This is a genomic window from Calditrichia bacterium (assembly GCA_020634975.1).
Taxonomy (GTDB): Bacteria; Calditrichota; Calditrichia; order RBG-13-44-9; family J075; genus JACKAQ01.
In genome coordinates this window covers 112440-126684 of sequence record JACKAQ010000003.1, presented here as the reverse complement: position 1 = coordinate 126684, position 14245 = coordinate 112440, and the positions used below count along the sequence as shown (strand labels likewise).

The 14245-nt window shown below is 42.1% G+C and carries 13 protein-coding genes and 3 pseudogenes; 6 read left to right on the top strand and 10 right to left on the bottom strand.

Annotated features, from left to right (window positions below; genetic code table 11):
• Positions 1–2: 2 nt before the first annotated feature.
• A complete protein-coding gene (locus H6629_18170) occupies positions 3–1109 on the bottom strand; it encodes an alanine dehydrogenase (GenBank protein ID MCB9069711.1) in 1107 nt (368 codons plus the stop codon).
• Between the two features lie 175 nt (positions 1110–1284).
• Between H6629_18170 and H6629_18165 the strand changes: the two genes are divergently transcribed.
• The gene (locus H6629_18165) at positions 1285–1515 is read left to right on the top strand and encodes a hypothetical protein (GenBank protein ID MCB9069710.1); all 231 of its coding nucleotides are present in this window, start codon (positions 1285–1287) and stop codon (positions 1513–1515) included.
• On the top strand, positions 1505–2047 hold the full coding sequence (msrA, locus tag H6629_18160) for a peptide-methionine (S)-S-oxide reductase MsrA (GenBank protein ID MCB9069709.1): 543 nt from the start codon (positions 1505–1507) through the stop codon (positions 2045–2047). The genes H6629_18165 and msrA overlap by 11 nt, the downstream gene beginning before the upstream one ends.
• A gap of 68 nt (positions 2048–2115) precedes the next feature.
• Here msrA and H6629_18155 read toward each other — a convergent pair whose 3' ends face one another.
• The gene (locus H6629_18155; protein ID MCB9069708.1) at positions 2116–3438 is read right to left on the bottom strand and encodes a hypothetical protein; all 1323 of its coding nucleotides are present in this window, start codon (positions 3436–3438) and stop codon (positions 2116–2118) included.
• A gap of 128 nt (positions 3439–3566) precedes the next feature.
• Between H6629_18155 and H6629_18150 the strand changes: the two genes are divergently transcribed.
• Together H6629_18150 and H6629_18145 are read left to right on the top strand one after the other, a co-directional pair.
• Entirely contained in the window at positions 3567–4415 is an 849-nt protein-coding gene (locus H6629_18150; protein MCB9069707.1) for an AraC family transcriptional regulator, read from the top strand.
• A gap of 177 nt (positions 4416–4592) precedes the next feature.
• Positions 4593–5732 carry a hypothetical protein gene (locus tag H6629_18145; GenBank protein MCB9069706.1) on the top strand — a complete coding sequence of 380 codons (1140 nt, stop codon included), beginning with the start codon at positions 4593–4595 and terminating at the stop codon, positions 5730–5732.
• Positions 5733–5795: 63 nt separating this feature from the next.
• Here H6629_18145 and H6629_18140 read toward each other — a convergent pair.
• The 7 genes and pseudogenes from H6629_18140 to H6629_18110 all read right to left on the bottom strand — a co-directional run bounded on the left by H6629_18140 (position 5796) and on the right by H6629_18110 (position 11844).
• Positions 5796–6435, bottom strand: a pseudogene (locus H6629_18140) (N-acetyltransferase).
• Between the two features lie 499 nt (positions 6436–6934).
• Positions 6935–7447: a hypothetical protein gene (locus H6629_18135; protein ID MCB9069705.1), complete on the bottom strand. Its 513-nt coding sequence runs from the start codon at positions 7445–7447 to the stop codon at positions 6935–6937.
• Between the two features lie 454 nt (positions 7448–7901).
• Positions 7902–8332: pseudogene (locus H6629_18130) on the bottom strand (transposase).
• A 378-nt stretch (positions 8333–8710) separates the two neighbouring features.
• Positions 8711–9010 carry a hypothetical protein gene (locus H6629_18125; GenBank protein MCB9069704.1) on the bottom strand — a complete coding sequence of 100 codons (300 nt, stop codon included), beginning with the start codon at positions 9008–9010 and terminating at the stop codon, positions 8711–8713.
• Positions 9011–9460: 450 nt separating this feature from the next.
• Positions 9461–9640, bottom strand: coding sequence for a hypothetical protein (locus H6629_18120; protein MCB9069703.1), 180 nt, complete (start codon positions 9638–9640; stop codon positions 9461–9463).
• Positions 9641–10290: 650 nt separating this feature from the next.
• A pseudogene (locus H6629_18115) lies at positions 10291–11120 on the bottom strand (carbon-nitrogen hydrolase family protein).
• Positions 11121–11394: 274 nt separating this feature from the next.
• Complete coding sequence (locus H6629_18110; protein ID MCB9069702.1) at positions 11395–11844, bottom strand: GNAT family N-acetyltransferase; 450 nt, start codon at positions 11842–11844, stop codon at positions 11395–11397.
• A gap of 132 nt (positions 11845–11976) precedes the next feature.
• Here H6629_18110 and H6629_18105 point away from each other — a divergent pair, with 132 nt between their 5' ends.
• The gene (locus H6629_18105) at positions 11977–12333 is read left to right on the top strand and encodes a hypothetical protein (protein ID MCB9069701.1); all 357 of its coding nucleotides are present in this window, start codon (positions 11977–11979) and stop codon (positions 12331–12333) included.
• Between the two features lie 142 nt (positions 12334–12475).
• Positions 12476–13144, top strand: a complete 669-nt coding sequence (locus H6629_18100) for a hypothetical protein (protein ID MCB9069700.1) — start codon at positions 12476–12478, stop codon at positions 13142–13144.
• A gap of 265 nt (positions 13145–13409) precedes the next feature.
• Here H6629_18100 and H6629_18095 read toward each other — a convergent pair whose 3' ends face one another.
• On the bottom strand, positions 13410–14231 hold the full coding sequence (locus H6629_18095; protein ID MCB9069699.1) for a DUF1028 domain-containing protein: 822 nt from the start codon (positions 14229–14231) through the stop codon (positions 13410–13412).
• Positions 14232–14245 lie beyond the last annotated feature (14 nt).

The window sequence follows — 14245 nt, the reverse complement described above, 5'->3', positions numbered from 1 at the left end:
ACTCATAATTTCACCTCAAGATCTTTTTTCAGTGCCTCCGCAACGCCTGCGTGAGACAATTTTCCCTGGAATGTGTTAACGCCACGTTTAAGCTCCGCGTTATTGCGGATAGCTGCGTCGATACCCAATTCGCCCATCTGCAACAGATATGGAATCAGCGCATTCGAGAGCGCGTAGCTGCTGGTGCGCGATACCCGTGATGGCACGTTGGGCACGCAATAGTGAATGATACCTTCTTCCACAAAAGAAGGATCTGCTAACGTGGTGGGACGGCTCGTTTCCACATTGCCGCCGCTGTTAATGGCAAAGTCCAGAATGATTGCCCGCGATTTCATGCTTTTCAGCATTTGACGGGTGATCAGCACCGGTGCTTTTTCGCCGGCGCTTGCTGCGGTTGTTACCAGCACATCGGCAAATTTTACAGCTTTCTCGATATTGTGTGCGTTGGCATACATGGTTGGCAACTTGGCATCGAACAACCGATCCACCCGGCGCAATGCCATCAGGTCGTTATCCAGTAATGTGACATCCGCACCCAGATCGCGGAACGCCCGCGCCGAGTTGCAGCCGAGTACACCCGCACCGATGATGACAACCGATGCCGGCGCGATACCGGGAATGCCGCTCAACAAAATACCGCGACCGCCTTTAAAGCTGCCTAGCAAATCTCCGGCGATCACCGGCGACATGCGTCCGGTAATTTCGCTCAATGCCTGTAACACGGTCAATTTGTTATCGTTGGTTTCGATCGTTTCGCAGGCGATGGCGGTTATTTCTGATGTTGCCAACTGTTCCAGCAAATCTTCGGAAGCGACAGCCAGGTTCAGGAAACTGACGATAGCCTGCTGGTGATTAAAAAATCGATATTCATCTTCTGTCGGTCGTGAAACTTTAACCAAAACATCTGCACGTCCATATGCTTCTGAAGCTGTGTAAACCAGCTTTCCGCCTGCCGTTTCGTATTCCTGATCGGTGAATCCGGCTTTTAATCCGGCATTGTGTTCGAAATACACGGTATGACCATTTCTAACCAGCGAGCGAACGGCCGCCGGTGTTAATCCCACCCGGTATTCAAACGGGCGCACCTCTTTAGGAATGCCAAAATTCATGGTTTGCCCCTTTCTGTTTTTAACTGCAATGTTTATTCGTATTTAGCTATTTCCCAAATCCAACATAAGATCGGTGGACTATACAAAGTTAATACCAAATAGATACTGTTCGCTATAAGATTCACAAAAACATAATGTTGACTATCCTTTATTTGGCATATTTTCTGATGAAATCATGCCACATTTTCGTTTTTTGCAGCGGTTTTGTGGCTATCCGGTTATTTCCAGAATAGCGCTGGTTTCGGTGCCGTTAATCCTGAGCCTGCGCCGCCCTGAGTTTATCGATGGGGCGAAGGACTCAGCTACTACTTTTTATCCTTTATCTTTTATCCTTTATCCTTTTTCATCCTTTTTCATTAACTTTAGAGCAGACAGAATGAAAACAGGAGAAAGCAATGAACAATAGCAATAAAGCATTAGCAACATTCGGCGGTGGCTGTTTCTGGTGTGTGGAAGCCGTGTTTCTGGAATTAAAAGGTGTGGAGAAAGTTGTGTCCGGTTATGCCGGTGGGAAGATTCCAAATCCTACATATGAGCAAATTTGCAGCGGAACAACCGGACATGCGGAAGTGATCCAGATTGCCTTTGATCCGGCCGTTATCAGCTACGATCAATTGCTGACTGTATTCTGGCATGTCCACGACCCGACAACCCTGAATCGCCAGGGTGCGGATGTTGGCACACAGTATCGCTCAACCATCATGGTTCATAACGAAGAACAGCGCAGTATTGCCGAAGTTTCCAAAGCGGAAACCGATGCATCCGGATTGTGGAACGACCCGATTGTTACGGAGATCGTTCCATTGGACGTGTTTTATCCGGCTGAAAGCTATCATCAGGATTATTATAACCGCAATCCCCGGCAGGGCTACTGCTCATTTGTGATCGCTCCCAAAATGCAGAAATTCCGGAAGGAATTTGCCGATTGGCTGCGATGAAAAATATGGTTTATTTAAGCGGAATCATTAATCATTTACACATAAAAGCTTTTGCATTGTTGAATTGTTCACTTAAAAAAGTCAAAATAATAAACAATGGCTGCTCTTCGCCAATCACCGATACCTTCAACTGTGCCTCGTGAAGAACTACCGATCCAAACTTCACCTTTTGGTGTAATCAGCCCAACCTGGCTGCCTCGTTTCCACACTTCACCTTTTGCAGTGATCGTACCTACATGATTGCCGTTATGCCACACATCGCCGTTGGATTCCAGAGAACCAACCCGGTTGCCATGTGCCCAAATTTTACCATTCGCTTCGATAAATCCGACGTAATTACCGCTCATCCAAACTTCACCCTTTTTGGTGATTTCACAAAACTGAGACCCATCCAGCCAAAGTTTTTGACTGGTTGATGGCTTTTTTTGAGGTTTAGGACGGGCAGCTATTTCTTTGTTTAAGCTCGCTGCTTTTGATTTAAACATCTCCAAACGAGTTTCGGCCGATGTTATCTTTTGGCGTTGCATTTCCCGTAATTGTGAATCCGCTATTCCCGCACCTTCATCATACGCGATAACCTTTTCCAAAAACGTTTTGCCATTTCGCAAAGTAGCCTTTTTGTCATTATAGGGTACATCGTTACCGATATTCAAAATTCTGTTCTGATCATTTTCATCTGCATTGTTGATGAAATCTGCCTGCTCTATAGCCATTTCAATTTCGCTGTCAAATGCCTGCCGGACCCGAGTAATTTGCTGCTCGATCTGGTTTTTCCAATTATTATGCACCCATTGGTAAAAACGGTTGCGATCCTGTGAATTCAGTCTGCCGGCGGCAAATTCAGCTTCCACCGTTTTGGTGTCTGTATCTATCTGCTCCGTACCCAAATGTTTCATTTGTTGTGCCCATGCACCGGCTTCTTGAGGAGAAGCGTCAATTGACAAATCGGGACGATTTTGCACCTGATATTTACTGATAATCGATTGATAGATTTGGGAGCTGTTCTGGGGCGAAGCAGACCGTTGGGTTTGTGCCGGATTCGCTTTCGGCTGTGTGGTTGTTTGCTGGGATTGTTGGGTGTTTTGTTGTTGTGCCGGTTGGTTTTGCCAGATGTTAGCTATTTCAATCAATTTTTCCCTTGAAGCATTCCAGCGATTAACCAACGTGCCATATTCTTCATGATCTTTTGATTGGGTTGATTCCAGCAACTGTCTGGTATCGGTTAATTTGGCGGATAATTGATTGTATGTAGGTACGTCGCCGGTTTTCAAATATTTAATGCCATTATCTATTTGATCCAACATTTTACGGGCACGGACGAAATCTGAATCCTGAGCGATGGATAAAGTGATGCTCAAGCTTATAATCATTAATACCAGCAGATTTTTCATGATGCTCCTTGTCTTTGGGATTTGAAAATGATGACTAAATATACAACAGTAATTAGTGACACGAATTGCAAAATCGATAACTTTTTGAAAAAAAATCCGTTTAACACACGATAAACAATGGTAATGTGATGAGTTATTGGAAATTACAACCCGCAGAAGTCTTAAAACCATATGTTGAATCTATATGGATTCAGGAAGATTTAACATATGATCCCAACTGGCAGCCAACCCGGATAATTCCCACTACAAGATCCGATATGCTGTTTTACTTCCGTGAACCGTTTGTGACACATTCAAATGGTGGTAGTGAAAAAATCCCGATGTGCGTTTTGCATGGACAAATGACAAAACCGCTTCACGTTTCAGCAACGGGTAAAACCGGATTGATCATTTTCAGCTTCTATCCCTGGGGAATAGCCCCGTTTATCAATATCCCTTTTTATGAATTCACCGATAAATCCATCGATTTGGGACTGGTCTTTGGGCACAAAGTAATCCGTGAACTTCACGAAAAAATTGTTGATTCAAATACAAACGAAGATCGTATCAAACTGATAGAGGATTTTCTCATTAACAATCTGCCGGAAAACCCGGTTGATCATTTTGGCTGCAAATTCGCGAAGTTGATCAACCAAAGGCTCGGCAATGTTCAATTGACCGGGATTGCCAAAGAATTGAACATTAGCCGCAGGCATTTGCAAAGACGTTTTAGCCTGGCTACCGGACTCAGTCCCAAACAATTTGCCGAGATTATCCGTTTTCAAAAAGCCTTATACCTCAAACGAAAAGGGTATCACTGGGCAGATATTGCCGAAACTTGCGGTTATTACGACCAATCCCATTTTATCAAAAAAGTAAAGACCTTTACCGGAACCTCACCAGAAAAAATCTACGCTGATGTAAAACCCACCAAACTGATGCGCTATTTCAACACGGTTGAACAGATGTCCCATTTTTACAATACTATTTATCTGTGATTGATTATTCTGCAGTTGTGCGTCGTATTTAGCATGTAGTATGCAAACGCACAAGCTTTTTGTATGTCATTCCTGCGTCGAAAAGGCAACTTCAGCGTGTGTGTCAAATGGGACAGAATATATCAAAGAACTCAGCAAATGAACGCACTCAAACAGCATAAAAACTTGAGGATAACCATGAAAAAAACGATCATTTACCGGCAGTTGTTCAGCAATCGCTTTATCATTGGATTACTGATCATCGGGTTTCCGCTAATCGCTTTTGCACAAACGATTCCGTTTGATTCGCCGCAATGGGATGTTACTGCGGAAACCTTTGAAACCGGCACCTACTTTGGCAAAAAAGGTGTTTTTATCAAAGATGGTGGCGCATATCTGAAAGATGCCCAATTTCTCAACGGCATCATCGAATTTGATATTGCCGTGACCGGCGAACGCGGTTTTATGGGCGTGCAGTGGCGGGTTGTGGACCGAAAAAATAGTGAAGAGTTTTACATCCGTCCGCATTTATCCGGTATGCCGGATGCCAACCAATATACGCCCATCATCAACGGCGGCAGTGCCTGGCAGTTGTATCACGGGGAACGGTACTCTGCGCCGGTTAATTACACCTTCAACGAATGGATGCACATTAAAATTGTGGTATCCGGTCAGCAGGCTGAAGTGTACTTCATGGATATGGAAACGCCCGCATTGTTTATCCCTGAATTAAAACGAGAAGCAGCCACGGGAACGTTAGGCATTACTGCGGGCTCCGGATTTGCGCCGGCTTATTTTGCCGATTTCAGCTATCAATCGATAGAAAAGCCCGTGCTCAAATCGAAGCCGGTTGCACCGGAAATTGCACCGGATGGCGTTGTGAAACATTGGCTGGTTTCCGAAATTGTTGAATCCGAATGGCTGGCTGACACATACCAGTTGAATGATAACGCGCTAAAACATCTCCATTGGACCAGGTTAAACAGCGAGGTCACCGGAATTACGAATCTATCCAGGGTTCAGGCGTATACGCGGGAAAAAAATACTGTATTTTGCAAGCTGGTGATTCAATCTGAAAAAGATCAGATTAAACAGTTGCGGTTCGGTTACAGCGATGATGTAAAAGTTTATGTAAACGGTACATTAACATATGGCGGAACCAACAGGTATCTTTCTCGTGATTACCGGTATTTGGGCACTATCGGCTTGTTTGACGAGCTTTACCTGAAGCTCCACAAAGGTGAAAATACAATCTTGTTTGCTGTTTCCGAGAGATTTGGCGGGTGGGGGATTCTCGCGGCATTTGCGGATGTGAACAACATTACCTTATCCGAATAACCTGTTTTTGTTGGGAAAGGTGACATATTGCTCCGTGCAATTTGGCTTCCGTGACCCAAAAACCTATTCCAGCACCGCCCGGATCAACATCTCATACAGCATCTGGCTGTGCTGGTAGCGTTTTTCCTTTGGCGGGAAGCGCCGGTCGTATTCTTCTACCGGACTGAACTCGATATTATAATCGTCGCTTTCCTTAAACGTCCAGCGATGACCGTCGAACACACCTTTTTCCAGTTCCAGCACCAGCAAGCCCAGCGGATATTTTCCTTCGGCATTGCCGACATGGTAATCCCTGCCGGTTTTAAACCCGTGAACGCAGTAATTATGCGGATCGCCCAGGATGATGATTGCCGGAAAACCTTTTTCAATAACGATATTTTTGGTATGGTTGATGAGCGCCGTGCCGATGCCCTTCCGCTGGAAATCCGGGTGAACACATACCGGACCAAAGGTTGCCGTGCGGATCGTTTTTCCCGCTTCGTTGCTCACCTGCGAAACGGTATATATAAAATATAGCCGATGATCTGACCCTCATGTTCAACCACATAATTCAGGTCCCGGATGATATCCGGACTGTTGCGGATGGTATGCACCAGATAGTGTTCATCGCAACCCGGTTTGTATAAATTCCAGAAGGCTTCCGGGTTAATGCCTCAACGGCATGGTAATCGTTTTCTGTTTCCAGCCGGATGGTGTAATTCATGAGGTGATTCTGCCTTATTAGAATGTTGTTTATATGTATTCCAATATATCATATTTCAAGACATACAATTTCTGATTCTGTTTTGAAGCAAATCAATTCTGTTACCGGTTAAGCATGGGCAAAAAATAGATTCTTTTGGTTCTTGCGAAGCATTGACTTGTGGTTCGGACAAATCCAATTGTGACTATTTTGCGTTGGTTCTTCTAATAACGGGGGCATAACAATTTAGTTTATATGGCATGATCAGCTTTTGCTGGACATGACCATTATATACATTGTTGTGCTATCGTTATATTTCAATATTCTGATCTATTAATTCAATAATGTGTTCTAAGGTTGTCATCAATTTTTTTCTTCTTCTAAACCATTTTTTCGAACATTATAAAAGATGTTCAACTGCCCATCTGAATTCGGATAAGAATAAAGCAACTTTATATCATATCCTTTAATCATATTGTCCTCAATTAAATATGCATGATTAAAAGATGATTTCATCAATTCATCTCTTTGAGCTTCTATTTTCAATACGTCTTCTAAAGCATCTATTGTCAATTCCTTTATGGAAGCTAATAAATATTTGAGCTCTTTTTATCGAAAGCCGGTTTATCTGTCCAGAGGAAATAATAGAATTAAGTATCCCATATTGCGGATCATAGGTATAGTTAAAATTCATTTTTACAACCGATGCAAAAAAATAGACTATCTGACATTTTATTAAAAGCTTCTGCGTCATTAAAAGGGCTCTAATTTTTAATGCAGTTTGGAACGATTTTTCGTTTCCTTTAATAGCAGTTTCTAATGCTTTCAGATTCTCCGTCATCTCTTGCTTTAAGTCTTTGAGAATGAATTGTTGCTCTATCTTAAGCTTTCTGTCTCCATTCCAATCATTAATAGATACTGCTATTAGAATTCCAATAATGACAAGAATAATTTCACCAACAGCATACTTGAGATACTTTATTTTTGCCATCGGAAAGTAGGCTTTGGCGAATTTTCTAAATAATTTTATCATTGGTTAATCGTCAGTTTTAATGAAGCGCAGCTTGAGGCTTTAATTTAGGTTATCATAATTAATTAACCTTAAGCTGAATATATTGAGTAAACAATGTAAATTCAAGATATACTTCGACAATACCGGCAATGATCGGTTATCACAAATGACTCGCCAAAAACCAGCTCCACTAATCTGAGTGTCATGAAATTTTTTTGGATTGTTTAATAGATCGAACAATATATGGAATGAGCTAAAGCCCTGTTGATGTTGATTTTTATTTAAATGGAATGGCTAAAAAGCCCATTCCAATTGATAATATTATCTATTTTGAAATGTCTCCTGCTTTTGAATTGCCTCCTGCTTCACTCCTCCTGCTTTAGCTGAGGGAGGAAGAAAAAATCATTATGATATTTATTGATTTTTATTATTTGGATGGAATGGGCTGAAGCCCATTCCTATAGATATATTTTATTTATTGATATTTTTCAAATCCATATTTGCTGATAAATTGCTCATATTCTTCAGAAAATGTTTTCTTGCTATGGTGTTCTTCCTGATGCTTTATATAATTTCTTACCCTGTCTATCATTGATTCGGACACTGATACAGCAAAATATTCATCCTGCCATTCAAATTTCTGTTTGGTGAGCTTGTTCTTGTTTATCCAGAAAGAGGATTCCCTTTTATCAATTGTATGGTTTTTGAATGGTTTGATCAAAACCCGATGAAACCAGACAATGACAATGGTCTGAATATCCGTTTATAAAATCGATACAAATGCCCTTTTCCTTCGCATATTCCTGATATGATGCCAGACCGCTGTTCTCAATTCCCTTGAGTTCAGAAGGGGTATCGATTTTTTGTGCTCCATACACAGCGGATGTAAACTTTTATGAAGGACATTTTCAAACTCTGCTTGTTTAAGCAAATGTTGGATGGATTAATTGGCTTGGGAGGCTTGTTTATATTTATTCCAATGCATCATATTTCAAGACATACAATTTCCGATTCTGTTTGAAGTTTTAGGTTAAGCGTGGGCAAAAAAATAGATTCTTTTGGTACTGAAACATTGACTTGTGTTTCGGATAAATCCAAATGTAACTGTTATGAGTTGGTTCTTCTAATAATGGGGCACAGCAGTTAGTATATGAAAAGTAGGCGTTTTAGAAGCACTGAAACTTTCGGTTAAGCACAAAATCCCAGTACGAGCCAAAAGTCTTGAATTTATCACTGTTTCGCCTATTTTTTTATATACATTGTTACCTGCTGGCAAAATATTTATCAGTTGTATCTTATCGCCCATAATTCTTCCGTTAAAATCTTGTCCGTTGGTGTATGTTCATATATTTCCTTTATCGTTTTATTCTGTTTGTCCAAGAGGTAGGCTATTTCCAAATGATAAAGTCTATATAAACCTTTCGTTGGGTCGAGTTCTGGTGCTTTGTCATGCCAAAGTTTTAAATTTTCATTAAAGTCAAATTTTCCGTCTTTCGCAATATAATCTGCATATCCTTCCGTTAGCCAAGTCGGGTTGCTAAAATCAAATCTTCCAGTGTAAATGATTTGTAGTTTATGTGTCATTTCGTGAGCAAAATAATAGGATAGTGGTCGGTCTGCAAAGGCATGTGGATTATTGGCAAAATGCCACTCTTTTGCAGGAATGATTTTATTATTGACAATATCGCAAGGTCTAAAAAAAAATTTCTTGTTAAATGATAATGCGTTTCAGCACCAACGTTTTTATTCCTTGTGTAAAAACTGTAATCGTTAAATATCATTGCAAAATAAAAATATTAAAATGAATAAATGCTATCATAGAGTTCTGATTTTGAGATTCTGCCAATGGCATCATCTATGATAAATGTAATATTATCGTCAATTGGTTTATCAGAATAAAAAGTACATTGTTTGTATTCAATTTTATATGCAAAAAAATACACTTGGGAAAGTAAGCAAGAACAAGTAACTAAATTTTAAGCCGATAAAATAGGAAGGTAATTCAGTTTCCAATATTTTTTAAAAAATTTTGCGTCATTTTCTGTTGGGTTTAAATCTAAATCCTAAAAATATTCCGTTGCCGTTGTAGGAAGGATTGGTGGGGACAATTCCTGTTCCGTTAGAAAAATGTTGCCACCGATAGCCAAATATTAATTGTGTTTTATCATTCAATTCTCGATAATGTTTTTGCCAGCCCATAATTGGGGGTGCCATTGTAAGTTGTTCCTAATGGCGGAAAAGGTTTTAAGGTAAAAATCATTCCAAATCCATACTCAACAAATAAGGTTCCCATCGCATCACTCCCGAAAAGCCACCACCAAAAGTATTGCAGTTATAGGTTTGCCTGTTTGCAAATCTTTCCCTCTTCAGTAATGGGCTAAAAATAGTTGACCACCAACTGAAAAACGATTAAATAAATAATAAGAAGTTTCTGTTTTACAAGTCCTACAGAAATCTGTTTGTCTAATTCTTCACTAAAAGTATATTCAAAAGAAGTGCTAGTTTGATAGCATCCTTTATAATTATTCATGTCTTTATCTACACCAAAAAATTGATTTTTGCCCAAACATTGTTGTTGAGGTCAGAATAAATGTCAGTATTAAAAGTTTAGTTTTTGTCATTTACGTTGTCTCTAATTGCTTGCAGGTAACGTGATAATAAACGTATTGCGTTTATCCCGGTTATAAGTTATCTTTATTTAATTAAGCTTACGCTGAATATATTGTGTAAACAATGAAAACTCAAGATATAATTCGACATTGCGGCGGCAATAATCATTGCATTATTTACTCGCCAAAAACCAATTCCACTTATCTGAGTTTTTTATTTTTTTGGCATATTTAATGATCGAACAAAAGCTTCCTTCAGAGGAAGACCAGCGTTGCCAATCCTAAACTGCTTTTTGAGTTCCTTTTAAATTTGGACACATCTCCCCAAACCCCTCTTCGAAGAGGGGCTTTAATGACTACGCCACCGGTATCAGCCGGCGCATCCGTAACCGTATCATAAATCAACAGCCCTTCGTCGGTTTTGCCGAGCTGACCTTTTAATACGCCTTCGCGATTCCAGATGGCGGACTGTCCCGCGCTGGTAAAATTATCGCAATGTCCGGTGCTGTTTGCCATTGCAACAATCATTGAGCTTGCTTTGGCTATTTCCGGATACAACCGGGCAGCTTTGGCAACACCACTGGCGGATTTTGCCACACTCGCTGCATAAACATCCGCATGGCGCGCTTCGCAGTGTTCGTGTGCCAGGGCTGTAAAGCTTCATAACAGATCGCCGGTGCAACCGTCATATTCGCAACATTCAGAAACAATTGCCCGAATCCCCGCACAAAATAGGGGTTTTCATCAACATGTAACAATTGCTTGGCATAATTCTCCACAGGTGTTTCAGGTTGAAACACAATCATGCTGATGGTGATTCCGGTTGCTGCCTGAATCGGCATACCCACCCCGATGGTGATGGTGCCCCGGTTGCTCAATGCCTGTAAATCATTGAACCGGGTATCATCCGGTTGGGTCGCCAGCGTTTTGGCAAGGGTAGGCTCGTATCCGGTGAGGGATAATTCCGGAAAAATAATCAGGTCTGCGTGATGCTCAATCGCCCGTTCAATCCATCGGCAATGGTTGGCGATGTTGATGGCAACATCACCCGGAGCGGCTGTTGTTTGTGCGATGCAAAGTTTCATATTATTGCCCAATTCCAGTTAGTAACTGATGTAACGCGCTGATAGCGAATTAGCATCCTGAGTGGCGCAGAGCGCGTATCGAAGGGTGCTGGTTTGTTTTGATTTTGATTCACTGTGTAACATCAGTTAATAATTGATGTTACGCATTAAATAATATTTGTCAGGAAATCAGCATCCTGAGATACGCCAAAGTAATAGCGGAACGCATGTATGCGTTCCCTACGAATAAAACCGCTGCTATTGTAGGGTTCGCACATGTGCGAACCGAATTTTGTCACCGTGTAACATCGATTAGTAATTTGTCAAATATTTTCTGTTGTTTGTTTTCAATAAACCCGATGCGCTCATAAAAACGATGACTTTCCCGGCGAATCACGTTACAGCGCACGCGAATGCGCCGGCATTGCCGGGTTTCCGCCCACCGGATGACGGTTTCTACCAGTTCTTTGCCGATGCCCCGGTTGCGATATGCCTCATGAACCACCAGCCCGCCGATTTCTACAAAGCGATCTGTTTCTACCCGCAACAGATAACATCCGTGAATCCAGCCTGCGACCATGTCATCCAATACGGCGACATATACACAATGTTCATCGTGATGGATCAGCGCTGTCAAACGTTCTTTATTGCATCCCGGTTTGCGGCATAGCCCAATTGACCCGATAGCTCCGCAATTGCCGCTGCATCTGCCATTATAGCCGTGCGTATCATTATTGCCATTCAAGTATTTCCATGTGATAGGCTTTAAAATAAATATATTTTTTGCATAAAGAAATAAAATTTTGCACAATTTTCCTGATGGAAGCCTGAAATGCAATGTGGGATTTTAGGATTGGCCTGTTTGAAGCATAAAATCGTGCCGGTTGCCGGTGTGGCGCAGCATGATCCGGGACGTTTTGCTGTTATGCCAAACGTTTACCGGAGGTGTGTCCCATATATTTCACTGCTGCGATGTAATGTTTTGCTGCTGTTCCACAATTTTTCGGCAGTGTTCCCCGGGTTTGGCGGTAGTGCGCTGCTGTTTTTCGCTGTTATGACCGTTGTTTTCGCTATTGTGCCAGCATTTTCTGCTGCTGTACCCGATATTTTCGCAGTTACGACTGAATTTTCCGGTGCTGTTCCCGATGTTTTCGCTGGTGTGCTTCTTCCTAACGGTTTATTGGTAAGCAGTCGTTCCGTAATTACAGAGAAAAACGCAAAAAGATCTCCGTAATTACGGAGTGAATTTCCGAATTTGCAGTCGTCTTCTCTGTAATTACCGAATTTACCTGTTATCCTAAAGTATGTCGCGGTTTAATCGAAAATGGCATTTATAACGGTCACACAACATAAATATTACCAAAAGGAGTTGGTTTATGAAAAAACCCCGTTTTACTGAAAAAGTCATCCTTCCGGTTTCCAAAACCACTTTGGCTGCGGCACGGGAACATCAGGCGGATTTATCCCGCTTTGGCGCCACCGTGGAACAGTTGGATGATCTCGAATCCCGTATTCAGGCGGCGGAGTCGGTTACCATTGATTCGGTTAACGTGCTTGGACAAAAACAATCCACCGGTCAGAAAAACGTTGCGCTGGAGGCGTGTTACGATTGGTCGCGTGATCTGGCGTTTCGCATGGAATTGGCTTTTGGCAAATCATCGGTTGAGTATAAAGCCTTTCCTTCCGGCGCGCTGAACGATGCAAAAACCAGCGAGCGCAGCATGATCGCCCTGATGCCGGCGTTAATCCGTTTTGCCACGGACCACCACGCCGTTTTATCCGCCAAAGGTCAAACCGATGCTATCCGCGATGCCGGTGCAACCTTGCTTGCCGCGCTGAAATCTGCCAACGAAGCACAGGAAATGCAAAAACTCTTGCGCACTTCGGATACGCAGGATCGCTATAATCGCTTGAAATCCATTTACGAAACGGTGAATAAGATTAACCGGATCGGGCAGCGGGTGTATCGGGATAATCCCGCCAAATTTGCCCTGTTTAAAAGCCGTTGGCCAAAATATGTCCCGGTGGAAAAAGTTGAGGAATAATCGATTGGTGTATGTTTGTTGGGCGGGTCTGTGACTCGCCCCTTGTTACGCTTTTGTTCCCAAACGTATTTAGTTTCTGCCGGTATTGTTGTTTAGCTAGTGCATCGCGGCGGAAATCATACGCCGCATGTTTGTGCTTCGACTCCGCTCAGCATGACGTCAATAGTCATTCTGAGTCCCGCGCGCGGGAAAGAATGACGAACTATCTTTGCCGAGATACACTAGTCTAGCGACATCACATTCATGCAAACCGGAAAAGTCACCTTTATTTGTTTTCCGGCACAATATACACTCTTGTCGAAGGACGATTTATACTTTGCGGAAACAGAGAATGAAATTCTTTTACCAGATAATCGACTGCCGGCACGCCGCCTTTTTCAGTACCATAAACTACCAGATGGAAATATGGCCATCTGGCATTGTCAGTTTTATTATACACAGTTACAAAAGCGGATCTTGCGCGTTGTTCACCACATCGTTTATCACCCCCGGCATTTGCGCCTGCTTCTAATGCCTTTACCAGTTTCTCTGCCAATGTTCCATCCTTGCGTTGAAATGCTAATACAGCGTCGTCCAAAACGGCATCGCTAACCAGCACATTACCCTGAACGGATAATCCTGTGGCAATACGATGACCACGTGTATTATCCAGTTTATTGCCTGAGAACGCTATCGGCTGTATGGTGGAATCTAGTAATATTAGTGCATACTGCTGATTTTCGGGATCGTATTTGGGATTGCGGATTTCATCCATAATTTCCGCCAGCGAATGTTCTTCCCGCATTAACGCAATGGCGCTTTCCCTGGCTTCATCACTACTCATGCCTTGAACGATGACGGCTCCCTTACCTGGAATTATCTCACCAATACCCTGAACATTAAATGTGCAAGATGCGCCTGCGATACCAATTTGACCGGTTTTGAAATCTACCGCAGCAATAGACCAGGTACCCACTTCAGCAGGTTCCGGATATTCATTTTTTACAACATTATCATTTACTTGCATGGAGTTAATGTGCTGGGCATTGGAACAACTCCAAAACAATGCGCCAAAAAGCAATACCACTAAAAATTTATTAAGCGTCATATTTTTCCTGTAGT

Coding starts and splice junctions, on each gene's coding strand:
- H6629_18170 (MCB9069711.1), bottom strand. CDS start 1,109: ATGAATTTTGGCATTCCTAAAGAGGTGCGCCCGTTTGAATACCGGGTG.
- H6629_18165 (MCB9069710.1), top strand. CDS start 1,285: ATGCCACATTTTCGTTTTTTGCAGCGGTTTTGTGGCTATCCGGTTATT.
- msrA (MCB9069709.1), top strand. CDS start 1,505: ATGAACAATAGCAATAAAGCATTAGCAACATTCGGCGGTGGCTGTTTC.
- H6629_18155 (MCB9069708.1), bottom strand. CDS start 3,438: ATGAAAAATCTGCTGGTATTAATGATTATAAGCTTGAGCATCACTTTA.
- H6629_18150 (MCB9069707.1), top strand. CDS start 3,567: ATGAGTTATTGGAAATTACAACCCGCAGAAGTCTTAAAACCATATGTT.
- H6629_18145 (MCB9069706.1), top strand. CDS start 4,593: ATGAAAAAAACGATCATTTACCGGCAGTTGTTCAGCAATCGCTTTATC.
- H6629_18135 (MCB9069705.1), bottom strand. CDS start 7,447: ATGATAAAATTATTTAGAAAATTCGCCAAAGCCTACTTTCCGATGGCA.
- H6629_18125 (MCB9069704.1), bottom strand. CDS start 9,010: ATGACACATAAACTACAAATCATTTACACTGGAAGATTTGATTTTAGC.
- H6629_18120 (MCB9069703.1), bottom strand. CDS start 9,640: ATGGCACCCCCAATTATGGGCTGGCAAAAACATTATCGAGAATTGAAT.
- H6629_18100 (MCB9069700.1), top strand. CDS start 12,476: ATGAAAAAACCCCGTTTTACTGAAAAAGTCATCCTTCCGGTTTCCAAA.
- H6629_18095 (MCB9069699.1), bottom strand. CDS start 14,231: ATGACGCTTAATAAATTTTTAGTGGTATTGCTTTTTGGCGCATTGTTT.